This is a genomic window from Bacillus multifaciens (assembly GCF_030756675.1).
GTDB lineage: Bacteria > Bacillota > Bacilli > Bacillales > Bacillaceae_G > Bacillus_A > Bacillus_A multifaciens.
In genome coordinates this window covers 71165-95391 of sequence record NZ_JAVBXD010000014.1, presented here as the reverse complement: position 1 = coordinate 95391, position 24227 = coordinate 71165, and the positions used below count along the sequence as shown (strand labels likewise).

Sequence of the window (24227 nt, the reverse complement as noted above, 5' to 3'; positions counted from 1 at the left end):
ACGATTGATTTTCATGTCTTGATACTCAACACGTCTCCGTATACCTGGTTCTCTTGAATATATGATATAAAAGTCTTCTAGCCTTCCGAATAAGGCGTACAACTCATTCCTTTTCTCATAAACACCCTCTATGTCCATCGTATCCACAAGAACTCTGAGTTGGCATCCTCTTTCCGTATAACTCTTGTTGTAATAGTGAACGCCAAACTTACCGGTTAATTTTGTTTTCTGTGCTTCTTTTTGTGGAGGGTCAACTGTTAATTCTAACGTTTCAACATTGTGGTCTTTCTTAAGAGAGCAAGTTTGTCCATTTTTAAATAAGAGAATTGTATCCGGCATCCTTGTTACCCCCTTTTCAAAGCATTAATGTTATCTTCTCTCAAATTCTCTTTTCGCACAGAGCGTTGTACCATACGACCATCCACAATTACGGGTTGATCTACAGTAAGTTGTACAACTACCTCTTTGGGAGTTGAATCCATGCCATACATTCCTGCATTAGCATATGAAACACTCATTCCGCGCATTGCACTTTCATTAAGTGATTGTATATTATCAGCCATCGTACGATTCATATTCGCAACTAATTCTTTAATTGTACCTGTGATACCAAGCGATTTCTCTCTTGATGACAGCGGCGTAACAGATACCTTATTTCCCTTTTTAGTGAATAACTCTGGACCAGCTTCACCAGCTATGAACTGACCATCTCCAAGAACATGGCCACCTGTGGCCAGCATTGGAACATGTGGGATTTTCGGTGCATCAACACCAGGTATTTTATTTAAGGCATCCGCCGGTGCGTTAAATCCATCTATGAATTTATTAATCATTTTAATGATGAAATTTATTGTTGTTTTGATACCAGACTTTATACCATCCCATGCGCTCAAAATTCCTGACTTCATTCCATCAAACGCGCTTGTAACTGCACCAGTAACCCATCGGACAGGACCCATAATTGTTTCTTTTAGGCCTTCCCAAATGGATGATGCTGTTGATTTAATACCATTCCAAACTGAACTTGTTGTTGAACTTACCGTATCCCATACTGATATGATAAAATTCTTTATAGATTCAAAGATTGGGGTAACAAAACTAACAAGCCCATTCCAACAAGATGATAGAAAGTCTGTTATTGCTTGCCATACGGCACTTGTTGTTGAACTGATTGTATTCCAAGTATCAACAATAAATTGTTTTACACTTTCAAAAATTGGAGTAGCAAAATACAAAATAGCTGTCCAAATTGCTTGTAAATACTGCGTGATGAAATTCCAAACAGATTGTATAACAGCTGAAATTCCGTTCCAGATCATCGAAAAGAAATCCGCTATACCTTGAAGAATTGGTGTTATAAATGCGACAATACCATTCCATATGCTCATAAAAAATTCCGATACGGTTGTCCATGCTTGAATAAAGAAATCACGAATGCCATTCACAGTGGTTGTAAATAACTCTACTATACCGGTCCAAAGTTCAGAAAAGAAATCCTTGATTCCATTCCAAACACTTGTCGTCACTTCAACAACTTTGCTCCAAACCTCTGAGGCTATATCTACAACGCCATTCCACAAGTTAGAAAGAAATTCGATAATTGAATTCCATATGTCGATTGTCTTCTGTTTAATAGAATCCCAGTTTTTAACGATTGCAACAATTAATGCAACGACTGCGGCAATAATTATAGGGACAATCGCTACAATCCCCCACATTGCACTGACAGCAATACCAAAGAATCCAGCTAACACACCAACTATACTAGACAAAGTTATAAATATAGGCGCTAATGCTAATATAACCCCAGATATGATACCAATTACTGTAGCAATAGTTGCTAATGTTGCTGCTAACTTAGGATTATTTGAGATCCATTCAGCTAACTTACTAATTACATTCGTGATTACCTCTAAAACCGGTTCAAGGGCTATCTTTAAATCAGCCATCGCTTTCTGAAATTTAACAGCCGGCGAAGCATCTAGCTTTTTAACTGAATCATTAAGTTGATCTTGGTTTTTCTTGAAATCTACTGTTTTTTGTGAAGCATTTATTAAAGTGTTAGTTATATTCTGCCCTTGGTCTTCAAACATAGTGGCTAGAACTTTAACCCCCACTTGATTCTTTTTAACGGGGTCTTCTATTCCATCGATTGCTTTAGCCACTTCCACCATAGCTGCCGCACCTTCTCTTCCGCCCTTAGCGACAGCTGCTCCCCATTGTTCTATTTGTTCAGTTGCAATCCCTGAACCATCAAGCGCTTCTTTTAAAGCTTTGTCTGCTCCTTGAGCAAACTCAGTTAATTGAATCCGTCCTTCTTTTAGACCGTCCAAAAGGTTATCTATATTCCAAGTACCTGTTTCAATCCCAGCTTCCATAATCGCTTGAACTTCTTCAGCTTTGAACCCAGCACGAGTTAGCTGACCACCATATTCAGCGATAATGTCTATTTGCTCCGGTGGAAAACCAACTCTCAAGAGGGCATCCGTTAACCCCATCGCTCCTTCTTGAGAGATACCTAATTCACTGGCAATCTCGTTCGTTTCTTGAATTAACTCACTAAAATCAATTCCAGCATATGTTTGAGAAATAGTTGCTGCTTGTTTAGCGATAGCCGTGTTTGCTTCATCAGAGGCTGTTTTATTTAATGCCCATTGTCGCCTAACACCTTCTAGCGCCTCTTCTCCATCGACACCATACGCTTCGATACCTCTCACAGCCGCTTCTACTGATTTCTTAGACTCCTCAGGAACATTAAATGATATATCGATTTTTGTTTTTAATTTAGATGTATCTAGTGCGGTCTCAATAGCTTTGTCTAAACCTCCGCCAGCAATTGCTGCACCCAACATATTTTCTAAATCAATATCAAGTTCTTTGAATTTCTTTCCTGCATGTTCAGCTTCTTGCGAGAGTTTAGCTAAATCTTTTTTAACATTTTCTATTGAGTTTCCATCATCAATCGTTGCAAGAATTTGTTTCATCTTTTCAAGATCAGTTCTTGTGCCTAATGCTTCGACACCAATTTTGTTAATCGCTTCGTCAAGTTGTTTAGATGATGCTGTGCCGCTTTTAATTGCGTTGACTAGTCTACCACCTAAAGCGCTAGAGAAGTTATCTACACTCGTTCCTGTGGCTTGAAATAATGCTTCTAGCTGTCTTGTTGAATTAGCTATACGACCTTCTTCAGCTTCCATCTCTCTCATAGAATTTTGTAAGCTTTTTAAATGGTTTTCAGTTGCGATTACTTCACGGTTGAACGCCCTATATTGTTCTGGTGATATCTTGCCTTCCGCGAACTTCTGATTGATCTGTGTTTGCGCTTCTTTCAGCTTATTTAGCTTTTCGGTTGTTACTGATACTTGTTCAGCTAATAACTGCTGTTTCTGTGCGAGTAATTCCGTGTTTCCAGGATTGAACTTCAATCCTCTCTCAACTTGCTTCAATTCTTGAGATAAAGCTACAGATTGCTTTGTAACATCTTTAAGTGCATTTCCCAACTTAGAAGTGTCCGCACCAAGCTGTATCGTAATCCCTTTTATTGATTTATCCACACATTCACCACCTTTTTACAAAAATAAAAATGACCACCCGTTGTATAATAGGCAGTCATTTTTAGAATGCATCGTAATCTTTTTGAGTAGCTTTTCTCACCGTTTCTTTTTGCGGATTCTGCAAGTCGATATATTCACTAATGTAATCAAGGCACATACCGATTGTCATTTCCTCTAAATCTAAACTTGTAAGCTTACATTTATAACACAAGGCAAGGAACGTCTCGGTTGTAAATCCTTCTCCATCGTCAGCTCCTTGCTCGTCACTTACATCTTTTTTTTAGATTGCATAGAAGCCATTAACATATCTTGAATTTCTGGAATGATTTCATAAATCGGAAACTCATCAAATGTATCTAGCCAAGTAATTGGATCAGGGATAGTTGGATCTGCTGTTTTCGCTAATACATAAGTAAAGTTATAGAAAACGTCCATATCTAATAAACTAAAATCCATATTATCTAAATCATTTACATCTGATTTTATCAATGGATACAGTTTCATTAAATCTGAAAAGTAATCTTTTCCAAATTGTGCTTTATATCGCTTAGGAGTTCCACCTGTACTTTTTAATCGGACTTGCTTACCGTCTACTACAATTGTTTTTTCCATCTAATTACGCTCCTTTTGGTGCTGCTGATTTTACGTATACTTTTTTGTACCAATTATCATAAATTGCTTTTGTTGTTTTAGAAGTTGTTTTTGTTTTAACCATTGGTCTACCGCCAGGAGCTAAAACAATTGGACTAGAGACGAACTTCAGTTCATTTGTGTTCGGTTCAGCCGAGTTTGTTTTTGTTTTAGATGCAAGTGTCGGACGACTCGCTGAACAGTTATACATAACATGTCGAGTTGCATTCACATCGCCATCAAATTCGAATAATAACGCGAACGGTTTTCCTTTCGCATCAGCTAGCTCATTTAATACTCCATCTTCTGCATCTAATTGCTCACCAAGCGCATCAATAGCGAATTGCTCTGGAATAGTAGCGATATTTAATGTTCCGTCATAACCTTGGTTATTACTTGCAGCGTAATAAAGCATGTCGTCTGCATAGAATTCAATTAAATCGCCACGCGGATCAAAAGTTAACTCAACTCCACCAGGCAACGGAATTGGCGTTCCAAACGTAACTACAAAATCTTTCACGTCATATGGTACATAATGAACATTTTTCAAACCGAACGAAACTTTATTTTCAGGCATTTAAATCAACCTCACTTCATAAAATTTTTGATATAGCTTCTCAGATTCAATAAACGTTTCAAATGGAGAATCATAAGGCATCTCATGTTCATCTAGAACGTTTTTAAGCTTGGCTTCTGCAACCAAATCTTTTTTTATTGTGTAAAGCTCAATATTGATATCATTTATTTCGTGATAGACCTTATTGTCAGCCATCATGTTAGATGAGCCGTCCACAAGGATACAAATATACGGTGGCATTTGTACTGTTGTGAAATGCGAATAAGCCACAGGATAACCTGTAGCCTTCAAAATGTTTAATAGTTCTGCTAATGTCATTTCCGTATCGCCCTTTCAACGCGATCTGTGAATTCAGAGATGGCTTTCTGTTCTTCTGGTCCAATATGCAGAAATGTCCGCGATCGGCCAGTACCACCAGCAATTACATGTCCACGCTCTAGTAAATGAGTAAGTTGATATTTCTTATTGTAAATAACCCATACACCATTTACTTTCTTACGTTTCCATCCCTTGCGGTAATCACCAGATTGATCGTCAAATCCACCTGCTGTTTTTAAATTATTTACAGATTCTTTCGTTACATCATCAGCCGCCTGTTCTACCTTTTCTTCTACTTCTCTTGTATATGCTGCTACTTGTCTAACAATCTCATTCGCTAAATCGTTAACACTAGTCACCAGCTTTCACCCAATCTTTTCCATAGCTATGATGGTTAATGTTTTATTCTCTTCATTATCATTTATTGGTGGTTCAATAATATCGAAGATACGCCCCTTTAAATTAATCCGCATTTCTTCTGTAATTCCAAAAGTGCAGGGGATAACGAACCGATAAATTAGTGTTGCTTGTGAAGCCGAAGCGGCAATATATTCTGATCCTTTTAATGTTTTTATCATAGCCCAAGCTTTTTTAAATTCTTTCCAATCTATTTCAATAACCTGGTCAAGATCATCTTTTATTGTTACTGGCTGTTCAATAATGATTTTATTTCTAAAATCTCCTGTGTTTAATGGCTGTTTATACTGAAAAGGACGCATATCATTCACCGTCCACTTTAATTTCTTCTAACGCTTTTTCAATGCTAAGACTATTAATCTGACTTAAAAAATTCTTGTCAAAATACTCTAGTGCATCATTATAAACATAACGAGAACGTTCAAAGACTAACTCCTTAAACACCTCGTCATCGTTAAGATCATAATTACCACAAACTCTCACTAAATCTTTATTGGATGCAAAAAGGATACGTCTTAGGTTATCGTCTTCATCGTCACCTAAGCGCATCCTTTCTTTGAATTGCTTTAATATTTCATCTGAAATTGTTGGATTGTCCATTCACATCATTCCTTATTTAGTTACTGGTGGTGTAAATGAAATCTTTAAATCATAAACAAGTGCCGCTTTATTATCTTTTGGTTTACCATTAGCAAACTGTTTAATTGTATAAAGCGTAGCATCTTCAATCGCTAATGTTTGGTCAAATGATTTAAGCTTGTATCCACCAGCGATTGCTGCAAGGTATTGACCTTGTACAAAAAATAGCGCCTTTCCTACTGGAACTTCTTCAGATTCAACAGTTTGAATGTTATAAGGTAATGCCATTACCCATTGGCCATTAGCTGTTTGAATTGTGTTACGCGCTTGTACGCCAATTGCATCAATCGGATTCACTACCATTACAATTTTATTTAATACCTTGCGAGATTTTCCTTTTCCGTCCACAGATAATGCTTTTACTACCTCATAAAGCTCACCAGCAATGACTTCACCATGTTCTGAAGGAGCAAAAGTTAATGTGCCTGACGATTTTTTATCAGTAACAGCTCCTGTAGTTGCATTTACATCCTTCATTAAACCTACAGGTTGATGCGCTACTGATCCACCACCATTTACAAATCCAAACTCTAAACCTACTGAATATGTTTCTACTAATAAAGTTCGAACGTAACGTTCAACCCATTCTGGACCAAGTTCTAACATATCATTTGGAATAGCCGCAAATGCTGTTAATTTAAGCTGACCAATTTTTTCTTCTCGGAATGCTGCATTTACTTGTCCTCGAATTTCACCGAATAACTCGCCCCATGCATACGCTTTTGTTGCATCAGAGTAAATGAACTTTGTAACTGCGCCTAAATCTTGTAGCCCTAAAGCATCAAGTAATGGATGTTCTTTAACCAAATCTTCAAATACACGTTCTTGTGTAGTTACTGGAAGGATTGAACCGTCTTTAAATCCACCTTCTTGAACAACTGCATTGAAGAATTTTGTTTCTGCTGCTGTTAATACGTTTTGACCACGTTGTTGAAGAATAGAACGATCTAACATTTCATCATTTACTTGATTACGAACTGTATTAATTATGTCCGTTTGCATTGCATCAAAGAAATTTTCAAAGGCTGCCGTTTGTTCTTTTTCTGTGCTTTCAGCATTTGTTAAAGCATCCGTTAATTTTGCTTTTGCTTTACTAAGCGCTTCAGATTTATTAAATTTAATCGTCATTATGTGTTTCCCCCAATTTTTACAATTTTAAAAAGAGCCCTTTAATCCCACTGTTCTTAACAGGTTTCGGATTTGGCTCTTTTGGTTTTGGTTCTGTATTAGTTTGTAATTCATTCAGCTTTCCCTTTATTGAGTGTTCCATTTCTAAAACCATCAATTACTTTCTGTGGAATCATAGAAGAAACGGCACCTGAAGCCGTCATTTTAACTGGATTCTCCATAAACATGATTTCATCCACAAAATTATGCTCTAATGCTTGTTGTGGTCCCATCCATGTTTCTTCTGCCATCATATTAAGTAATTCTTCTTCGGATTTACCACTTTTAATAACATATGCGTTTACAATTGCTCGATCTGTCGTTTTCAACATCTCAGCAGCTTTTTCCATATCACGATGATCTCCGCCATTCCACATAGAAGCATTATGAATCATGATTTGTGCTGTTGGAGAAATCCGAACTTTATCACCAGCCATCGCAATAACAGAAGCCGCACTTGCAGCTAAACCAACAATTTGAACTTCCACATTACCTGGATAATTTTTTAATTCTGTATAAATCTCAGAACCTTCATGTACATAACCGCCAGGACTATTAATTGATACAATCAAATCTTCGCCATTAGCATTAACAAGTTCTTTTGCAACCATTCCTGGGCTTGTCGCATCCATTTCGAACCATTCATAAATCCAAGCTTCATCACTAGAAATAATTGGACCTTTAATATCAAGTTTCACCGTCATTTTCTCCCTCACCTCCTTCATCTTCATTCAATTTAGTATAGTTTTTCGTAATATGATGGACATTTAAGTTCGGATCATCCGAAATTTCATATCCTACTTCCATCCTAATTTCATTAGCAGTAAATGCACTAGAAGAAATGAGCTTATCAATGCTTGTCGCAAGATCAAATATACTTTGATAAGAAACAGCTTTAACCTCAATCTTTTGTCCTTCAAGATACTCATTCATTTCAAAGAATTTCACGTTTGCTTCATCTGATATCTTTTTTAACAAAGGTTTTGCCGTGAAAAGCATGTAATTTTTCGTTTGCTTTTCTACATCCGCCATATCCCCATATAACAAAGATGTTGGAATACCGATAGCCATTGCTACTTGATTGAGAAAACCATTCGTTACTTTGTTTATTTCTTCCACACTTGGACCATTAGCGGAACCATTATATACTTCCTTGTACTCAATCCCTTTTTGTTGCGGAACAATAGCAATATCTTTATCACCAATTGCCTTATACATATTGTCTATAAACTCTTGTAACTTTGTTACCTGTTCTTGCGTTTTAGCACCAATCATATCCATATCAACTGTGCCGCGAACTTGGTTTTTACGTTTTTGGGAGTTTAATATTCTACCGAATAAGTCGCCATAGTCAGCAAAAAGCCCATCTATAAGCGTTGATAACTTATCATTTCGATATTTCAAATGGATAACTTCACTTTGTTTAAAACTTCTTTTGAAAAGATAGTCTTTTACCGTCACATTCGTAAATATATCTTCAAAAACAGCATATTCATTATGCTGAAAGTCATCTGCAATGAGTAGATCACCATCATCAGCTTGTATGACTAAACATTCATTATCATAAATAAGCTTACGAACGAACTTTTCCCAAAAAGTGCTGGCTGTCATATTCTTGTTTGGTCTAACATTCAAACGATAGTAAAGCTCATCCTGTACAAATTCTTTTTTATTCTTTACTCTGAATTCCGATTGACTAATTGTTCTTCCTAAAAAAGATATACAAGTATCAATTGCCAATCGTTTCATATGAGCTCTATTTGCCGCATCAACAAACATGTCTACATCAAACATAAATGCTATTTCTTTATTTCTGTTTAACACTCCATCCAGCCATCCAATTGTTCTCACCCCCTTCACTAGAATTTGATATCACCTATTACAAAGTCTGTTGATTCTTGTATTTCATCCGCTCTATAAAGGGCATGTACAAAACATTGGAATCCGTCAGTTTTCCTTCGCACAGGTTCCTTCTTTTCATATATTTTATTTCCATCACCCTTGATAACAACCAGTACGTTTTGTGTATACCAACGCATAAGAGGGTTATCATCAAAGATAATTTGCTTATTGGCAAACGCCATTTCAATACGTGGAGCTAGTAAACTATGGATTGCTTTTGGATTTCGTATAACTTCTATTTCAAACCCTTCCGCGACTAATAAAGGTCTGATTGCTTCCATTCGGAAATTATCAGCTATAATTTTCTTAACGCCATATTGTTCACGCATTTTTACAAACCAATCGACAATGTGTTGAGGATTGATAGTTGGCTCGTCCACAACAGTTAATAAGCCTTGTTCTTCCCATTCTTTTATTGGCGCAAACTTCTGTTTTTTAAACTCACCTGCTTTTTTGGAATATCCATAATAGATATCAACAAATTCTTTCCGCACAAAGGAATGAGTTTTAAAAATATACTCACCAGTTTGTCTAAATAAAAGACCGCATGCCGCGAAATCTCGAATACTTGCAAAGTCTAACGATCCAATACATTCTTGGCCATGTAAATCTGGAAACGGTCGATCTGTAGCAAGAATTTCTGACCATTTTGCAACAGAACGTTCTAAGTTTGTAACAGGTAAGTTCATACGCTTTGTCATGAACTCTTCTCGGTTGCTTGGATCGTCTTCTAAATCTTCGTATTCTTCCTTTATCGTTTCAAGTAGCCCTTCGGCATACTCACTTAATGGCTTTGATAACATAGGATTCGCAAGCTCCCAATTATCAAGATCATCTACTTCTGTTTCGTCATTCAATTTACAAATGAAAGGAAAGATAGCATTCGGACGTGCTTCACCGTTTAAAACCTTCATTGCTTTTTCTTTTTGCTTATCTAAGAAACCATCACGTACATATCCATCTGTACCAATATAAAACTCACGTGGGTTTTTCTTTTTACCTAATCCGCTGATGTGGACGCGAACATCTTTATTACTTTCGTATTGATGTATTTCATCAAATACAACCGCACCATCACGCAAGCCATCTTTTGTATCTCCATTTGAAGTTCTAAACTTCAGTACACTTTCAGTAGCCTTTGAAACTGTTTGAGTTAACGTTGTTTTAAAGGCTCTTTGTAAGACTTCATTTTTCTTCACACATTTATGAACTTCGTCAGGGCTCGTTTTTGCTTGCTCTTCACTATTCGCAACAACTGAAATGTTATACTCTGGAATGCCATGTAATTCACTAATTAAAAAGTGAATAATAACAGAAATTAGACCGTTTTTACCGCCACCACGTCCTAACATCCACAGGAATTTACGATAAAATACACGTCCATTTTTCTTATAAAATAAAAAGACGAATGCTATTAAGAATTTTTGAAATGGCTGCAACGGAAAATACCACTTCTCACCGAAGTTGATACAATCCTCAATCATTTCATCGTCAAAATACAAATCGTCCCTATTTAAAACGTATTTTTCTAGATATTCAATTAACAGTTCTCTTTCTTTGTTGAACTTTATTTTTCCAGTTCGATGAAGTTCAATGTATTCATCAATGTACTTTTTCCTAATCATGTTAAATCACTTTTACTATAACCAGCCTTAGGGATATTAGGTTTACGAACAAACTTTATATCTCTTCCTAGCGCAATTAAAGAACTGTTAATTTTATTCCTTTCACTTATAAGAGGATGGGCTTTAACAAAAACTTGAGATCCGTTTTTGACTGTCACCGATTCGCCTTCTTTATTGACAGTTCTGTTTATTTTTCTAAATGCTTTAACTAGATCAATGTATCGTTCTACTTTTTCAACCTCGACTAAATCTGTAATTTCAATACTGTTCATGAGCTGTTCTTTTAATTTTGTAATGCTAACAGCCATCTACCCACCCCCCCTTACGTGCGTAATTTCGAAAAAAACCTGACAGTTAACCCCCTCCTCCGGTGCCCCAGTTCCCCAAAGAAACTGAAATAAAAGAGGGGGGGAGTATTAAAAACTATTTTTCTACCATTTTTCATCGTGTTCCCATTTATTCTGTTTCTTTTCAAACGTTCTTCCGTGTTCTTTGTTATGGCAATTCACACAGGATGTTTCAAGATTATCTTCATCAAGTGCAAGTTCAGGATAATCTTCAAGCTCTTTTTTATGATGGACAACGAGTTGAATCTTCTTACGCTTTGCACTCTCACTGTATTCGTTGGTGTCTGTTTGTACTCGACCATTTCGTTTACATTCCTGGCACTCATAGTTGTCACGCTTCTTTACTCGTTCTCTTGTACTCTTCCACTCAGGACTATCATAGAACTTACGCTTCTGTTGTTTGGTTTTGTACTCTTTCATCGATCGCTACAACTACCAGCATAAAATAGTCTTTCAGCTTCCATAAGTCTTCTATGATATTCAACTAAATGAGGATCACAGTTATTGATTACTAATATATGTTTCTTAACTTGTAGCAAATCCATCCGTACTGTATGTGTATCTTCAGTTGTATTACAAATCTGTACATCTTCCTTTAGCTTTAATGCTTCAACTAATTCCTCCGTCGAGAAGGTAGACAATAATTCTGATTCATCTTTATTCTTGCAATCTGTACATTGACATTCAGCAATCTCAATTCCATCCACAAACAACTTTACTTCTTTCACAATAGGATGATTGTGCTGTATGATCTTTGTGTTTACACACTTAGTGCTATCTTCTACGTGTTCAATATGAATATAAGGACCTGACTTATGATAATAGCCATCTGTCTTCCAATCAAAGCTAACCCTTACTTTCCCTTTAATCTCTTCACCTTTGTAGAGCACAACAGGAACAGTATCAATATCTGATTGCACAATTTGTACTAAAGGTTCTTCTTTCCCTTTTGTATCGTCTGATTGTTTATATTTATTAATCATCCACATATCTACAAAAGCACCGTTACATTTCGGACAAACCGTTACTTCTTGATATTTAACATCTGGCGAATGATGCACTTTAATTTGATAGTTACAAACTAAACAACATCTAGAAATGCTACGCGTTTCTCCTCCACACATTACCTTCACTCCTTATCTTTCCTTAACAGTAGTGCCAAAGATAGTTACTATTATTAAATTTTGATACCTGATTCAGCAGCGTTAATACGGTCTATAATTAATTTGTGTTGTAGCTTAGTAACTGATCGTTCCAATTCTTCCGTTCTACATGCTAACGAGTCCAGTGATTCTTTCAACACATGATTTTCATTTTGCAAATTATCAACTTTCTTTTCTAAATTATTAATTTTAAATTCAATAATTGTATTATCCATCATTCATCATCCTTTTCAATCAAATGCTCAATCCCTTTTACTCTTTCATCATCGACATACATCGGAATCCTTTTTAAAATTTCAAACATGTCTTGAACCGACTGAATTTTATTTGGGTCAATCTTATGTAAATGTGAAGGTTTTAATATTAATGTTTCAGTCTTCATTTACACTCACTCTCCTCAAAATAGACTCTTGAATATATCTCAACTATATTGTATTATCTAGATGCGGACATTTATTAAACTATTCAAGTTATTATCAAACCATTTTCTTACCTTTTTTCAGAACCTAGCTTCCTTAGGTTCTTTTTTTTATGCAAAATAAAAGAAGAGCACCTGTTTCCGCAAGCGCTCTTCCTTGGGCAAGAATTGGGATTACGATATTCCTTTTAACAAAAGTTAAACGGTGTACAAGTAGTATATGCTTGTCCTTCGCAAAATGTGAAAAGAGCATCTAAATGGATGCTCTAACTTCTGCTATTCTCTTATTTAATACACATACGGTATGTGAAGTTTTATCCTTCTCTCAATCATTTGATATCGATTTATACTGCTGCACGCTAGACGATCTGACATCAAGTGACTGAGAGAAGAACAAAAGCTCTCCTATTAGCGTGATCATTCAATCTGCACCATTGCAGCTGGATTCGGATTTGTAATTTCGCCGCTAATATGGAACCGTTTAAATTATAAAAGTAACCTTGTGAGTCGTGTTATTTCCGCCACTTCTCACAATACAAATATATCACGTTGAATCCAAAACAACCGGCACATTTGCGGTCAAAAAACGGTCACGACTCTGCCACTTATTTTCATTTAAATTTATGAGAGCTCACCGATCTTAAAATTAAAGTAGCTTTAAGTAACTGGAACAATTTAAGGATATCTACTTTAGTAATAGAATCATAATCATGAAAACCATGTGCTATAGAATTCCGATTAAGTTTTTGACATAATTCATCAGGTATCTTTATAAATGTATTCTTATATGTCCGAATTATAGATAAGACAAAAACGTTAATTAAATGCTCTTGTTCTACTTCACTATATTCTTTATTTTTAATCTCATTATAAAGTTTAAATACTCTTGGCTTTTGTTTAACCAATACTGCATCTTTATTGATAGTTCCTGCGTACCAAGATGTGAAAACATGTTCAAATGCGGCAAACAACGGCATCACACATAATTTATAGAAACCACCTTTGTATGCCTCGTAAGTTTCTTGAATTAAGGTTATATGAAGTTCATACATGGAATCTTGAACTATCTCTGCAATGTATGTCTCGAGGTTACGTTCAATATAATCTGATAAACCCTCTTCAGTTAACTCTTTATCCCCCATCACATTGAGTATATCAATATCTAAACACCAAAAACCTTCCTCTTGTTTTATTAACAATTCACTCGTTTCTGTTATTTCTTCCGCTACTTTATCACGGATAGAGCTCAAATCAATATTATTAAAAGTCTCTACTATTTTCTTAATGTTCTCCTGCATGTCCATAAATGATTGCAGTCTTTTTGACATTTCCACCATTGTTTGAGCATTTTTTTGAACTTGTATTAGCGGATGCTTAGTAAATGCTTCTGTTAGCTTTTCAACATTTTCTTGCATGTCCATAAATGGTTGCAGTCTTTTTGACATTTCCACCATTGTTTGAGCATTTTTTTGAACTTGTATTAATGGATAATTATTAAATGCTCCTGCTATCTTTTCAATGTTTTCTTGCGTTTTTGTGATTGCTTGAAGATCCTCAGACATTACTTTGCATTCACTATGTTCAATCAAATTACATTCCTTATTAGTATCAAATGTCCAAGTATAAGCCTTATCACTTTTATCTTCATTTTCTATCCTCTTCTTTTCAAAAAAGTTTTCATTTCCCACTCGAATCCCCCCTATCTCTTTACTTAGTATTTTAACATTAAAAATAGAGTTCTTTATAATATCATCCTCCTCACTTACCCATATCTTATATTGTGTGTAACTGACCTAATAGCTGAATCCCTTGATATCATTGATTTAATTAAACTTTCTCTTTTGAGTTACACAGTACGAAATTTATGAGTAACTGTATAGATTTAAAAAGAAAAAGCAATGCTTAGATTTTAAATCTAGTCATTGCTTTATCCATTGCATCTTGATTTACACCTATATAACGTAACGTGACCTTCTCTGACGAGTGATTGAATATCTCCATAAGTAATGCTATGTTTTTCGTTTGAGTGTACATATGATACCCGTACGTCTTTCTTAAGGTATGTGTTCCTATTTCATCTAATCCGAATTCTGCCGCTGCTCCACTTAATATCTTATATGCCATGCTACGACCAATTGGGCGATTCTTACCCTGTCTACTTTGTAATAGATACTCATTGTCTTCTCTTTCTTCAATAAACCATTTAAGTTCTCTTTTTAATGCTGCAGTAATTTGAATACGTTTTTGTTTTCCTGTTTTCTTTTCCCTCATAGAGATATGACTACCTTTAACATCTCCTACCTTCAATTTCAGAATATCAGAGATTCTCAGGCCTGTATTGATTCCCATAATGAATAAAATATAATTACGTACACTCTTTTCCTTAAAATACTCTTTTAACTGCTGTATCTGCTCTGGATCACGTATCGGTTGAACAAAATTCATTATTCATTACCTCCAGTTTCTTCTGTCTCATAAACTTCTAATCCAAGTGCAAAAGCAAGTTTATAAAACGCTTTAGACTTCCAACGTCGATAAGTACGCTCTGACATTCCTATTTCGTTATAAACCATGTAATCACATACATCCTCTTCTTCTAAATAACGTTTATAAATAATATCTCTTTGGACACTTCCTGCACGTCCGTTTCCTAATCGATTTAGAAACTGATCAATACGTAATGACATTCTTTCAAGCCACTCTTCTCGTTTGCTTTGTTGAATATTCGTTATAGCAACATCTTCTAACGGCTTACCAACTGCATGTGTAGGACCGTGCTCACGCATTTCATAAGAAGGAGTGACTTTCATTTCTTTACGCATCATCCCAAATTGCCTATGTATACGCACGCTTTCCAACACACCTTCTAATTCCTCCTGTGTTGCTGCTCTATCGATTTTTGGTAAGAAAGATAATTGTTTAGTCATGTAAGACCACTCCTTTTTATTTTTGATTACTTTTGTCTTAATGCACCGCGTCTACGCTCATATCGCGGACCACGAATCCCCATCAAATCCTCGATATCTCGTTTACTCAGCTGTTCCTTACGTTTTTTCTTCTTTTGCTTTTTCATCTGCTGTGATTGTTTTTTCCACTCACGTAATTGGTCTTTCAACGCTTTCATTCTCCACATCTCCCTTTTATAAAATAAAAAGGACACCAATCACTATGCAGCAAATAAGCAACTGCTCTAGTAATCTGGTGTCCTCTGGTTTTCCAGCCGGACTATATTAAAAATTACTCTCTCACCCATTTAAATGTTGGATCAAGTACTCCTTGTGACGTATAAAACATCCGTCCAAGCTCAATCGTTGAAATTGAACTACCAAGCAATTTAGCAAAATGAATCGCTGCATTCTTTTTAGCTTTACAAATATCCTTCGCTTTTTTGTTATTTCCATATTTGTAAGTAATACATTGTCTAGATCTTCTATGTCTCATTCTTCTTCTCTCCTTTCCATTCAAAGGATTATTTTGTTGAGTTTTGTTCTTTATCAAATGGACCAATATCTTCACCATATGAACCTAAGTACATTTCTCTATCATGCTCCCAACAATTCCGACACATCTTTTTACCAGGTGCAAAGTCAAATAAATGTGGATCTCGTAATTCTTTGCTAACATTGTCACACCATCCACATTCTCCACCGTTCTCATACTCCGCCATAATCATATTAATTTGATGATCTGAAATATCCACCATGCCAATCACTTCAGCTGGGCCAATATCACATATATCATACTTATTCGGCATACCGTCATATCCATAACATTCCATATAATCATCTGTCGTTTTGTTTAAATCGATAACTAGCTTATTATCAATTAGTTTCAGTTCAAATCTTTTCATTCTTCATCCCTCCGCATAATATTTTCAATTCTGCACATACTACAAACAGGCTGGTAAACAGCCGTAATCCATTTTGTAGTATATTCTACATTCTTTCTTTTTTGGGACCGAGCAGTTAGCTTTTGCTAGCTGCTTTTTTTGTATAATATTTTACCATCTGCAGATACTATAACTGGCTACTCATAGCTGTACTCCATTTGTAGTTTTATTTTCCTCTCCCTCGAGGAGGAGCAGTTAGCTTTTGCTGACTGCTTTTTTCGTATAATATTTCACCATTTGCACATACTACAGATAAGCTGTTTTAGCAGCTTAGTCCAGTTTTCTTTCTCTTAACCCTTTTTAGAGAGCAGTTAGTTTTTGCTAGCTGCTCTTTTCTATCTCAACGTTTTTCTCTTTTCCGTATAATATTTCTTCATCTGCACATACTACATTTAGGCTACCCCTTAGCTATTCTTGAATCCTCTCTTCTGATGAGCAGTTAGCTTTTGCTAGCTGCTCTTTTCATTTCCTCGTCTCTTTCCATTCTCTTCAAACTAATCAATACATCATCTAACGTTCTTATATCCATATCTATTCCCCTTTTCTCTTAAAAACGTTTTTATTCATTCCGTTGCGGATAAGTACGAAATAAAGTCCTTGTATTCATTGTTCAGGCATTCTTTTTCATCACAATTTAGTTGCTGATACATATGGCGCAGTGTAAGTCGTTCCGGAAATATTAGATCGCCATTTGTCCACAATTGCCAACCCATACCGAATACAATCATGACCTTATCGAAGTCTATCTTGACCACCTTCAATTCCCCTTTTCTACAAAATGAAATTTTTGTTTAGTTTTCATTTCTTTCTATATAAAATAAGATTCCTTGTCCTTTTACTTCATCATTTAATATCTTTGCTCTGTCTTCAGCTTCTTTATAAGTAGAATACGTCTCTACAACATGTTCTTCTTCAGAACAACTAAATTTGACTATCGAATACACCTCTTTGTCTTTAATGATTTCTTTTACTACAAAAATTTTCATTCCTCATCCTCCTCAAGTACCGTAACAGTTAAGTATTTTCTTGTTTGCTCTCCTTTGCTCCGGATTAAATTTTCAGCTTAGAAATTAGAATCCGATTTCCTTTAACCATGTACCTTTACTGTTATAAAAATTAGCTGTCATATGTACGTTTCCGTACTCTTTAAATATGTTCCGGATTGCTGATTTCAAAGAGCCTTTGTGAGTTATCGTTTTTCTCTTTTCTTCTTTATCTGTACTCTTGAAAAATAGTTCAATTCGAAAAGTATCATTCCATAGGTTCATTAATTTTACCCACCTTGCTACTAGTTGCGATAGGTAAGACTTTGAAGTTATCTCCATCTTTTCCCCCGCTTAGCACTGTACGTGCGACTTTCATCGCATACAGCGCCCCATCTTATCCTTTTATCCTAAAGCAACTAGATTACAAACAATGTTGTACTCACCAACGTATTAATTCCCTTTTCTTACGAAAAGTCACATCATCTTACTCGATCCTGTGAGTTACATCCAGTTGACTTAGTTTTCAACGAACAAGACTAGGGACTATCCCTCCACATTTGTTATGTGCTTCGTCGGTACTGTGTCCCCACCTTCACAAGAATGAAGCAATTTCGGTTCGTTAGAACCTTATATGCATCTGTCCGCTAGTAGGCGTTGGTGACAGTTTCTTGCTTACCACGTTCCGATTGACTTAGCTATACATATATCCTTAGGTGCTTGCTTTAAGCCTGTTATCTTTACATCCTCATTGTTAGATGTTCCGAATTTTATACTATTTACTATTACTTTTCGGTAGATAACGTCGTCATTAACGACATACACATTTCTAATGTATTAAACGTTTAGACCCGTACATTCGCAAGTTCGCCAGTCCATTTGGACATTCTCACCATAGATATTTTGTAGCATCCCGACCTATCCATTACCATATGATTTCTCACTTAGGTTTTGTTCAGCCGACTTCACCTAGCTTCATACAATTTGTGACTACTATCACGCCTTGCATGTAGGAGTATCAGACAAGTAGTTTCAGCTCAACCTGACGGCTTTCATTCCTACTTTCAGTCAATCAGTTGTTGTCATCAAATTGATAACCCTCCTATTTCGTGTTTACACACTTATAAGGAAACGTGTCGCACAAATAGCGTTTTTGTTATAAATTCATCTTTTTCGTTGCCTTACATTTAAACTCTTATATATGGTAAAATATAGTGAATATACATTTTAAGGAGGTTTTAATATGCCACACGAAGTTTGGCTTCCTATGCTCCTAGCAATATTCGTCGTATTTTTCCTTGATAAAGAGGAAAAACACAAACAATAACTTTATTTCTCTGTTCCAGCTTAAATATATGTACGCAATATTTAAGCTGGTATTTTTTCGTTGCGATAGGTAATACTTTGAAGTTATCTCCATCTTTTCCCCCGCTTAGCACTGTACGTGCGACTTTCACCGCATACAGCGCCCCATCTTATTCTTTTATACTAAAGTAACTAGATTACAAACTTTACGAAGTTTGTTTATTTTCTTCAGTTGATTATCGCTCAATTGAAGTATTCTCATATATGTTTTAATCGTTTCTTCATTTGTGGCGTGTATCAGTCTATGGACAAATTCATGTACAATAATTAGGTTATTAAACTCGTCAGTACCTCCCATACCTCTCGGTATTTTATGGTGGCAGTGCACATCTTCGGCTGTTAGGAAGATTCCGGTGACAGCGCATTTACCATTTTGCATGGAATATCTCGATATTCTGTTATCTGCGTACTCCAGGCTCTGTCTTTTATTGGAGGATAACAACATTTTTTGCATTTCATTGGCAATGTTACCTTTTAGGCTTTTGATGAGTTTTTGTCTTCCTTTTCTAGTGTAGTTGCAAATGTCTTGACTGAAACTTTGAGGGAATCGTGTTTGTATATCCGCTAGTGGATATACATGATTACCTGCTATTTCAAAAGTTCTATAATTGTTCCTATGAGTTCTTTTGTATAATGCGTTTGCATTGGTAGGAATCTTATATTTCCCTATCGATTTCAGACGATTAAACAGGGTTTTCGAGAGACGAAAGGCTATTTCAGTAAAGTCTATAGTTACATGTGTTGCGATTTTGTAATAATTTTTAATGCCAAGCACATAGGAATTATAGTCCTGTACTGTTTTTCCTGATGGACTCTTTTGAATTGCTTTAATCAGTATCCTTGCTTTTTCAAGGATATCCTTTATCTTTTTCTTGCTTACATGTGTGTTCGCTACATGTCTTTTGTTCTTTTTGACCGATTTAATGGAGAACCCTAGAAAATCTGAAGATTTTCTTTTTAGGTTAGTTATAGTTGATTTTTCATTAGATATATTAAGGTGTAATTGATTTTTAAGGTAACCTTCTACCGCATAGAATATTTTTGTTGCAGATTGATGATTGTTTGTAAATATTTTAAAATCATCCGCATACCTGACTATATACATTCTCTTTAGTTTTGCTTTTGCTAAACGATAGTTTTTAGTTTGGATTGTATGTGGTTTTCTTGTTTTGATAGTATCCCACTGACTAGATATCCACCAATCCAAATCATTTAATACGACGTTGCTGAGTAATGGACTTAGGATTCCTCCTTGCGGAGTCCCTTTTGTAGGGATGCCTTCTCCTTTAATTGGTGCTTTTAACATTTTCGAGATGATTGTTAGTACTCTTCTATCAGTTATACCTATGTTATATAGTTGTTTCAGTAATTTAGAATGGTTTATGTTATCAAAGAAACCTTGTATATCAATATCTACTACGTGACTGTATCCTCCTCGATTCATCAAGAATTGACACCTAGCCATTGCATGATGTGTTGACCTGTTAGGTCTGAATCCATATGAGTGTTTGTAGAATTTCGCTTCACATATTGGCTCTAGAACCTGCTTGAACATTTGTTGTATCAATCTATCTCTCATAGAAGGTATTCCTAATGGGCGTTTCTTTCCATTTGGTTTCGATATCTCTACCCTACGTACTGTATTAGGTTTGTAGTCTACGAGAGCTTTTCTTATATTATCAACAAAAGAATCCACATCTTTCATTTTATAGTGGTCAATTGTAATACCATCTGTACCTTCGGTTTTAGAACCATTGTTAGCCTTTATGCTTCTATATGCCAATAGAATATTTTCTTTTGATATGATATGTTTATATAGATTTACACCTTTGGTGGCGTTGTTTTCACTACGTTGATATAAATCATCGAACACTTTTTGCATATCGTAATATTCTGCATGTCGTAATGTTGTACTCACCGATGTATTATTTCCCCTTTCTTACGAAAAGTCCCATCATCTTACTCGATCCTGTGAGTTACATCTAGTTAATTTAGTTTTCAAAGAGCAAGACTAGGGACTATCCCTCCACATTCGTTACATGTTTCATCGGTACTGTGTCCCCACCTTCACAAGAATGAAGCAATTTCGGTTCGTTAGAACCTTATATGCATCTGTCCGCTAGTAGGCGTTGATGACAGCTTCTTGCTTACCACGTTCCGATTGACCTAGCTGTGCATATATCTTTAGGTGCTTGCTGTAAGCCTGTTATCTTTACATCCTCATCGTTAGATGTCCCGAATTTCATATTATTTACTCTTACTTTTCGGTAGATAACGTCGTCATAGACGACATACACATTTCTGATGTATCAAGCGTTTAGACCCGTACATTCACAAGTTCGTCAGTCCTATCGGACATTCTCACCGTAGATATTTTGTAGCATCCCGACCTATCCATTACCATATGATTTCTCACTTAGGTTTTGTTCAGCCGACTTCACCTAGCTTCATACAATTTGTGACTACTATCACGCCTTGCATGTAGGAGTATTAGATAAGTAGTTTCAGCTCAACTTGACGGCTTTCATTCCTACTTTCAGTCAATCAGTTGTTGTTATCAAGTTGATAACCCTCCTACTTCATGCTTACACATTTATAAGGAAACGTGTCGCGCAAATAACGATTTTATTAATATTTAAATTTCCGTTTGTACAATATTTTCAACAAAGTAAACTGGCATTAACTCAACGACTCTGAACCTACCACGCACAATCCCACCTGCATTAGAATCGTAATAAGAACAAAGAACAATTTTAGAGTCGTCACTAACATCTTCTACTTTCATATAAGACGCCTCGCCATCTTTTACACAGTCTCCAATTTTAAATTCATTCAATTCACGACCTGCGCTCCCAAACATTCTACGACGTATTTCATTTGCAATTTCTTTTACTGTGGCTTTCCTATATGTTGTAGCTATTTGATTAGAACCATCCACTACATGATCCGTTTTCATATGCCCTTCGCGCTTTAAATAGTCAACTTCAATTATTTTACAAACATTTTCCCACGACCACGCAACAATCCAATCGCCAACTTTAAATGTTTCTTGATAATCCCATAATTCATTTTTAACAACATATATTTCAACATGATTACCACCCGAATAACGTAATCTGTTCCTTTTAGTAATCTTGATTTCTTTTCCATCGGATCGGCGTTTGAAAACATCTCCTTCTTTGAAATGCCCCTGCTCCATCCCTAAAAGAATCTCTCCACGCGTTATTCCTTTTGTTTTCATATCTATCATTCTCCTTTACTCCCAAATAAGGATTTTATTAAAACAACGTCATCTGGCCGCTCTTATTCTGCTCTTCCAATTCCTTTATTCTCTTCTCAAGCCTTTGTATTTCTTGTTTTAAGAGATGAATCGTTTTATTGTTGTTATTTCGTAAATTAAGGCACCTTCTATGCACCATGTTGTCGTACTGATCAAAATCAATCTCATCTTCAAAAATTAATTCTTCGCATATCGGACATTCACCTAAAATGCAACCAGATGCCATATCCATTCCCCTTTTCTACAAGATAACTATTTTGTCTAGTTTTATAACGCTCGTTTTTCTCTTAACAATTGAATGTTATTTATAGTAACCGTATGAGCGCCATTTGCTTCTTTCAATATTTCCATTAAGTCTAAAACGTCTTTTTTACTATTTAGTTTCGAACGACTAACAAACAAATACGTACCTTCTGAAAATCCATTTACGAGATGATTTGTGTAAGAAATCAAATACTCAAATCTACGTGGTTTCATTGTTCTCATTCTTCATCACCTTTTTCTATGATGTTTTTTACTTCGTTATTTATAGCTTGCATGTCTTGATATGCACCTAACATATCTTTTGTCTTAAGATTGCGTATAGATAAATACATATGCACATTCCATCTAACCGCTTTAAATCTACCTCCACTTTTCCTTTGCTTCTCTAATTTAATAACAGCCCGTCTACGAACCATTTTCATTACGTTCCCTCATTCCCGTGCAAAATAACGCTTTGATTACGATTGCTTACCAATCTCTTTATCTAGTCTTTGTTCGAATACTTTCCTTTCTTCCTTAGATAACGTTTCAAAGAACCATTTTTCCGATACCATTACAGTCGTTGTTGTACCATCATCCTTACGAACTGTTCTCAATACAAGAAATCCTTTTGGACGTTTATTTGATTGTTGGTCCCAAAGTGTTCTATTAACTTCCATCATTCCAGGGCTAATTTTTCCATTTAATCCAACATGTACAAAAGATGCACTAAATGCACAAACACTATCGCCCTCTCTTTCTAAAACTTCAATTTCCATATGCTGAAACTTATATCTACTACCCATAAGTGTTTTTTCTTTAATCATCTCAATCTCTCCATTTCTTAATAAAATTCAAATTGTATTACATTGTTTTTTCGTTTTTTCCTCAAACTCTTGTAATTCTGCCTCAAATTTCTCTACTGGTTCTTTTAACTTATTAACTTTCAGTTTTAAGTCCTCAACAGATTTCTCAAATTCCTCTTTAGATACAAGAATATCCATATCAATCCATCCCCTTAACTTATTTTCTCTTTTTCATATTCCTTTAGTTTTCTATAAAAAGTAGCAATTGGTCTTAATATCCGTTGTCCTGGCGTTGATGGTTTACGTCATTTTTTTCAATGTATGCTTTCTCAATTTCTTCTAATGTGAACCCAAGCAATTCACCTAATCCTAAATAATGGGCCAATAGATAATCCGCTTTATCCTGCATTGGATCTTTCTTCAATTCAACAGCAAGTGAATATAGTTCAAAGTATTGTTCCGTTGCATCGCTGCACTTAATTGATGCTGGAAATTCCATCGTTACTTCCAAATCGATACAAAGGCTAATCGCAAAGTGTAATCCGTCAACATATTCCTCAAGAAGTGGATTTTTATAACCTAAATGCCCATGACCTTCGCATTCTGAGCACTGAATATATTCATGTTTTGTATTGCTATAAGCATCATCAGTAATCGATTCAAAATTCATATCGCCAGAACCACAGCATACAGAACATTCAATAGGGCTTTTAGTAATTGGATTACGGTTATTACTCCAAAACTTGAAAACACGCCATTCTTTCATACATTCTCCTAGCTCGTCTAAGAATGCTAAAATACGAAATTCAAACGTTTCTTCTCTGGTAAGTCCTTTAGTTGTTAATACACGATTATCAAAATCAGATTGCATTAAAAATAATTTAGTTAAGTTCATTTTCATCCG

33 protein-coding genes and 2 pseudogenes are annotated in these 24227 nt (G+C 35.6%); all 35 read right to left on the bottom strand.

The features are described from left to right. Positions 1-339, bottom strand: a 339-nt coding sequence (locus Q9306_RS11510) for a phage tail domain-containing protein (RefSeq protein WP_306198452.1), incomplete at its 3' end; no start/stop codon positions are given. Between the two features lie 5 nt (positions 340-344). Further along, positions 345-3554: a DUF2207 domain-containing protein gene (locus tag Q9306_RS11505; RefSeq protein ID WP_306198449.1), complete on the bottom strand. Its 3210-nt coding sequence runs from the start codon at positions 3552-3554 to the stop codon at positions 345-347. A 61-nt stretch (positions 3555-3615) separates the two neighbouring features. Beyond that, complete coding sequence (locus Q9306_RS11500) at positions 3616-3765, bottom strand: hypothetical protein (protein ID WP_306198445.1); 150 nt, start codon at positions 3763-3765, stop codon at positions 3616-3618. A gap of 56 nt (positions 3766-3821) precedes the next feature. Then, entirely contained in the window at positions 3822-4166 is a 345-nt protein-coding gene (locus tag Q9306_RS11495; RefSeq protein ID WP_020059100.1) for a hypothetical protein, read from the bottom strand. A 4-nt stretch (positions 4167-4170) separates the two neighbouring features. Next, the gene (locus tag Q9306_RS11490) at positions 4171-4761 is read right to left on the bottom strand and encodes a major tail protein (protein ID WP_306198442.1); all 591 of its coding nucleotides are present in this window, start codon (positions 4759-4761) and stop codon (positions 4171-4173) included. After that, positions 4762-5079, bottom strand: a complete 318-nt coding sequence (locus Q9306_RS11485) for a hypothetical protein (protein WP_306198441.1) — start codon at positions 5077-5079, stop codon at positions 4762-4764. It abuts the gene before it with no gap. Further along, complete coding sequence (locus tag Q9306_RS11480; protein WP_306198439.1) at positions 5076-5438, bottom strand: HK97 gp10 family phage protein; 363 nt, start codon at positions 5436-5438, stop codon at positions 5076-5078. Before Q9306_RS11480 ends, Q9306_RS11485 begins: the two co-directional genes overlap by 4 nt. Before the next feature lie 6 nt (positions 5439-5444). Beyond that, entirely contained in the window at positions 5445-5798 is a 354-nt protein-coding gene (locus tag Q9306_RS11475) for a phage head closure protein (RefSeq protein WP_306198437.1), read from the bottom strand. Position 5799: 1 nt separating this feature from the next. Beyond that, positions 5800-6096, bottom strand: a complete 297-nt coding sequence (locus Q9306_RS11470; RefSeq protein WP_306198435.1) for a hypothetical protein — start codon at positions 6094-6096, stop codon at positions 5800-5802. Between the two features lie 12 nt (positions 6097-6108). Further along, a complete protein-coding gene (locus Q9306_RS11465; RefSeq protein ID WP_306198433.1) occupies positions 6109-7263 on the bottom strand; it encodes a phage major capsid protein in 1155 nt (384 codons plus the stop codon). Positions 7264-7282: 19 nt separating this feature from the next. Continuing rightward, positions 7283-8006, bottom strand: a pseudogene (locus Q9306_RS11460) (head maturation protease, ClpP-related). Further along, entirely contained in the window at positions 7990-9096 is a 1107-nt protein-coding gene (locus Q9306_RS11455) for a phage portal protein (RefSeq protein ID WP_371932376.1), read from the bottom strand. Before Q9306_RS11455 ends, Q9306_RS11460 begins: the two are co-directional and overlap by 17 nt. Before the next feature lie 65 nt (positions 9097-9161). Then, a complete protein-coding gene (locus Q9306_RS11450) occupies positions 9162-10829 on the bottom strand; it encodes a terminase TerL endonuclease subunit (RefSeq protein WP_306198431.1) in 1668 nt (555 codons plus the stop codon). After that, complete coding sequence (locus tag Q9306_RS11445) at positions 10826-11137, bottom strand: P27 family phage terminase small subunit (RefSeq protein WP_306198429.1); 312 nt, start codon at positions 11135-11137, stop codon at positions 10826-10828. Before Q9306_RS11445 ends, Q9306_RS11450 begins: the two co-directional genes overlap by 4 nt. A gap of 123 nt (positions 11138-11260) precedes the next feature. Then, positions 11261-11596 (bottom strand): HNH endonuclease, encoded by a 336-nt coding sequence (locus Q9306_RS11440; RefSeq protein ID WP_306198427.1) that lies wholly within the window; start codon positions 11594-11596, stop codon positions 11261-11263. A 299-nt stretch (positions 11597-11895) separates the two neighbouring features. Next, positions 11896-12300, bottom strand: a pseudogene (locus Q9306_RS11435) (hypothetical protein); the annotation flags it as partial. A 53-nt stretch (positions 12301-12353) separates the two neighbouring features. Continuing rightward, complete coding sequence (locus Q9306_RS11430) at positions 12354-12554, bottom strand: hypothetical protein (protein WP_306198425.1); 201 nt, start codon at positions 12552-12554, stop codon at positions 12354-12356. Further along, on the bottom strand, positions 12554-12721 hold the full coding sequence (locus tag Q9306_RS11425) for a hypothetical protein (RefSeq protein ID WP_306198423.1): 168 nt from the start codon (positions 12719-12721) through the stop codon (positions 12554-12556). The genes Q9306_RS11430 and Q9306_RS11425 overlap by 1 nt, the downstream gene beginning before the upstream one ends. Positions 12722-13368: 647 nt before the next feature. Beyond that, positions 13369-14445, bottom strand: coding sequence for a hypothetical protein (locus tag Q9306_RS11420; RefSeq protein WP_306198420.1), 1077 nt, complete (start codon positions 14443-14445; stop codon positions 13369-13371). Positions 14446-14659: 214 nt separating this feature from the next. Then, positions 14660-15202, bottom strand: a complete 543-nt coding sequence (locus tag Q9306_RS11415; protein ID WP_306198417.1) for a site-specific integrase — start codon at positions 15200-15202, stop codon at positions 14660-14662. Further along, positions 15202-15684 carry an ArpU family phage packaging/lysis transcriptional regulator gene (locus Q9306_RS11410; protein ID WP_306198415.1) on the bottom strand — a complete coding sequence of 161 codons (483 nt, stop codon included), beginning with the start codon at positions 15682-15684 and terminating at the stop codon, positions 15202-15204. Before Q9306_RS11410 ends, Q9306_RS11415 begins: the two co-directional genes overlap by 1 nt. Positions 15685-15710: 26 nt before the next feature. Then, a complete protein-coding gene (locus Q9306_RS11405; protein WP_306198413.1) occupies positions 15711-15881 on the bottom strand; it encodes a hypothetical protein in 171 nt (56 codons plus the stop codon). A 113-nt stretch (positions 15882-15994) separates the two neighbouring features. Then, on the bottom strand, positions 15995-16198 hold the full coding sequence (locus Q9306_RS11400; RefSeq protein ID WP_306198411.1) for a hypothetical protein: 204 nt from the start codon (positions 16196-16198) through the stop codon (positions 15995-15997). 28 nt (positions 16199-16226) lie between these two features. Then, positions 16227-16607, bottom strand: coding sequence for a hypothetical protein (locus Q9306_RS11395; protein WP_306198409.1), 381 nt, complete (start codon positions 16605-16607; stop codon positions 16227-16229). A 602-nt stretch (positions 16608-17209) separates the two neighbouring features. Then, positions 17210-17401, bottom strand: coding sequence for a hypothetical protein (locus Q9306_RS11390; RefSeq protein WP_306198407.1), 192 nt, complete (start codon positions 17399-17401; stop codon positions 17210-17212). 36 nt (positions 17402-17437) lie between these two features. Then, complete coding sequence (locus Q9306_RS11385; protein WP_306198404.1) at positions 17438-17632, bottom strand: hypothetical protein; 195 nt, start codon at positions 17630-17632, stop codon at positions 17438-17440. Between the two features lie 84 nt (positions 17633-17716). After that, positions 17717-17914 carry a hypothetical protein gene (locus tag Q9306_RS11380; protein ID WP_306198401.1) on the bottom strand — a complete coding sequence of 66 codons (198 nt, stop codon included), beginning with the start codon at positions 17912-17914 and terminating at the stop codon, positions 17717-17719. Between the two features lie 1198 nt (positions 17915-19112). Then, positions 19113-20912: a group II intron reverse transcriptase/maturase gene (gene ltrA, locus Q9306_RS11375; protein WP_306198397.1), complete on the bottom strand. Its 1800-nt coding sequence runs from the start codon at positions 20910-20912 to the stop codon at positions 19113-19115. Between the two features lie 717 nt (positions 20913-21629). After that, positions 21630-22244, bottom strand: a complete 615-nt coding sequence (locus tag Q9306_RS11370) for a hypothetical protein (protein ID WP_306198395.1) — start codon at positions 22242-22244, stop codon at positions 21630-21632. Between the two features lie 28 nt (positions 22245-22272). Next, on the bottom strand, positions 22273-22500 hold the full coding sequence (locus Q9306_RS11365; protein ID WP_306198393.1) for a hypothetical protein: 228 nt from the start codon (positions 22498-22500) through the stop codon (positions 22273-22275). Between the two features lie 41 nt (positions 22501-22541). After that, positions 22542-22760 (bottom strand): hypothetical protein, encoded by a 219-nt coding sequence (locus Q9306_RS11360; RefSeq protein WP_306198390.1) that lies wholly within the window; start codon positions 22758-22760, stop codon positions 22542-22544. Continuing rightward, a complete protein-coding gene (locus Q9306_RS11355; protein ID WP_306198388.1) occupies positions 22757-22960 on the bottom strand; it encodes a hypothetical protein in 204 nt (67 codons plus the stop codon). The genes Q9306_RS11360 and Q9306_RS11355 overlap by 4 nt, the downstream gene beginning before the upstream one ends. A 36-nt stretch (positions 22961-22996) precedes the next feature. After that, positions 22997-23344 (bottom strand): hypothetical protein, encoded by a 348-nt coding sequence (locus Q9306_RS11350; protein ID WP_306198387.1) that lies wholly within the window; start codon positions 23342-23344, stop codon positions 22997-22999. A gap of 27 nt (positions 23345-23371) precedes the next feature. Next, on the bottom strand, positions 23372-23521 hold the full coding sequence (locus Q9306_RS11345; RefSeq protein ID WP_306198385.1) for a hypothetical protein: 150 nt from the start codon (positions 23519-23521) through the stop codon (positions 23372-23374). A gap of 73 nt (positions 23522-23594) precedes the next feature. Next, positions 23595-24218, bottom strand: a complete 624-nt coding sequence (locus Q9306_RS11340) for a dUTP diphosphatase (protein ID WP_306198383.1) — start codon at positions 24216-24218, stop codon at positions 23595-23597. Between the last annotated feature and the right edge of the window lie 9 nt (positions 24219-24227).

Coding starts and splice junctions, on each gene's coding strand:
- Q9306_RS11410 (WP_306198415.1), bottom strand. CDS start 15,684: ATGACTAAACAATTATCTTTCTTACCAAAAATCGATAGAGCAGCAACA.
- Q9306_RS11495 (WP_020059100.1), bottom strand. CDS start 4,166: ATGGAAAAAACAATTGTAGTAGACGGTAAGCAAGTCCGATTAAAAAGT.
- Q9306_RS11455 (WP_371932376.1), bottom strand. CDS start 9,096: ATGTTTGATGTAGACATGTTTGTTGATGCGGCAAATAGAGCTCATATG.
- Q9306_RS11355 (WP_306198388.1), bottom strand. CDS start 22,960: ATGAAAATGGTTCGTAGACGGGCTGTTATTAAATTAGAGAAGCAAAGG.
- Q9306_RS11490 (WP_306198442.1), bottom strand. CDS start 4,761: ATGCCTGAAAATAAAGTTTCGTTCGGTTTGAAAAATGTTCATTATGTA.
- Q9306_RS11385 (WP_306198404.1), bottom strand. CDS start 17,632: ATGAAAATTTTTGTAGTAAAAGAAATCATTAAAGACAAAGAGGTGTAT.
- Q9306_RS11415 (WP_306198417.1), bottom strand. CDS start 15,202: ATGAATTTTGTTCAACCGATACGTGATCCAGAGCAGATACAGCAGTTA.
- Q9306_RS11440 (WP_306198427.1), bottom strand. CDS start 11,596: ATGAAAGAGTACAAAACCAAACAACAGAAGCGTAAGTTCTATGATAGT.
- Q9306_RS11350 (WP_306198387.1), bottom strand. CDS start 23,344: ATGATTAAAGAAAAAACACTTATGGGTAGTAGATATAAGTTTCAGCAT.
- Q9306_RS11405 (WP_306198413.1), bottom strand. CDS start 15,881: ATGAAAGCGTTGAAAGACCAATTACGTGAGTGGAAAAAACAATCACAG.
- Q9306_RS11365 (WP_306198393.1), bottom strand. CDS start 22,500: ATGGCATCTGGTTGCATTTTAGGTGAATGTCCGATATGCGAAGAATTA.
- Q9306_RS11470 (WP_306198435.1), bottom strand. CDS start 6,096: ATGGACAATCCAACAATTTCAGATGAAATATTAAAGCAATTCAAAGAA.
- Q9306_RS11465 (WP_306198433.1), bottom strand. CDS start 7,263: ATGACGATTAAATTTAATAAATCTGAAGCGCTTAGTAAAGCAAAAGCA.
- Q9306_RS11485 (WP_306198441.1), bottom strand. CDS start 5,079: ATGACATTAGCAGAACTATTAAACATTTTGAAGGCTACAGGTTATCCT.
- Q9306_RS11360 (WP_306198390.1), bottom strand. CDS start 22,760: ATGAGAACAATGAAACCACGTAGATTTGAGTATTTGATTTCTTACACA.
- Q9306_RS11340 (WP_306198383.1), bottom strand. CDS start 24,218: ATGAACTTAACTAAATTATTTTTAATGCAATCTGATTTTGATAATCGT.
- Q9306_RS11370 (WP_306198395.1), bottom strand. CDS start 22,244: ATGATAGATATGAAAACAAAAGGAATAACGCGTGGAGAGATTCTTTTA.
- Q9306_RS11380 (WP_306198401.1), bottom strand. CDS start 17,914: ATGAACCTATGGAATGATACTTTTCGAATTGAACTATTTTTCAAGAGT.
- Q9306_RS11475 (WP_306198437.1), bottom strand. CDS start 5,798: ATGCGTCCTTTTCAGTATAAACAGCCATTAAACACAGGAGATTTTAGA.
- Q9306_RS11445 (WP_306198429.1), bottom strand. CDS start 11,137: ATGGCTGTTAGCATTACAAAATTAAAAGAACAGCTCATGAACAGTATT.
- Q9306_RS11450 (WP_306198431.1), bottom strand. CDS start 10,829: ATGATTAGGAAAAAGTACATTGATGAATACATTGAACTTCATCGAACT.
- Q9306_RS11400 (WP_306198411.1), bottom strand. CDS start 16,198: ATGAGACATAGAAGATCTAGACAATGTATTACTTACAAATATGGAAAT.
- Q9306_RS11345 (WP_306198385.1), bottom strand. CDS start 23,521: ATGGATATTCTTGTATCTAAAGAGGAATTTGAGAAATCTGTTGAGGAC.
- Q9306_RS11425 (WP_306198423.1), bottom strand. CDS start 12,721: ATGAAGACTGAAACATTAATATTAAAACCTTCACATTTACATAAGATT.
- Q9306_RS11395 (WP_306198409.1), bottom strand. CDS start 16,607: ATGAAAAGATTTGAACTGAAACTAATTGATAATAAGCTAGTTATCGAT.
- Q9306_RS11430 (WP_306198425.1), bottom strand. CDS start 12,554: ATGGATAATACAATTATTGAATTTAAAATTAATAATTTAGAAAAGAAA.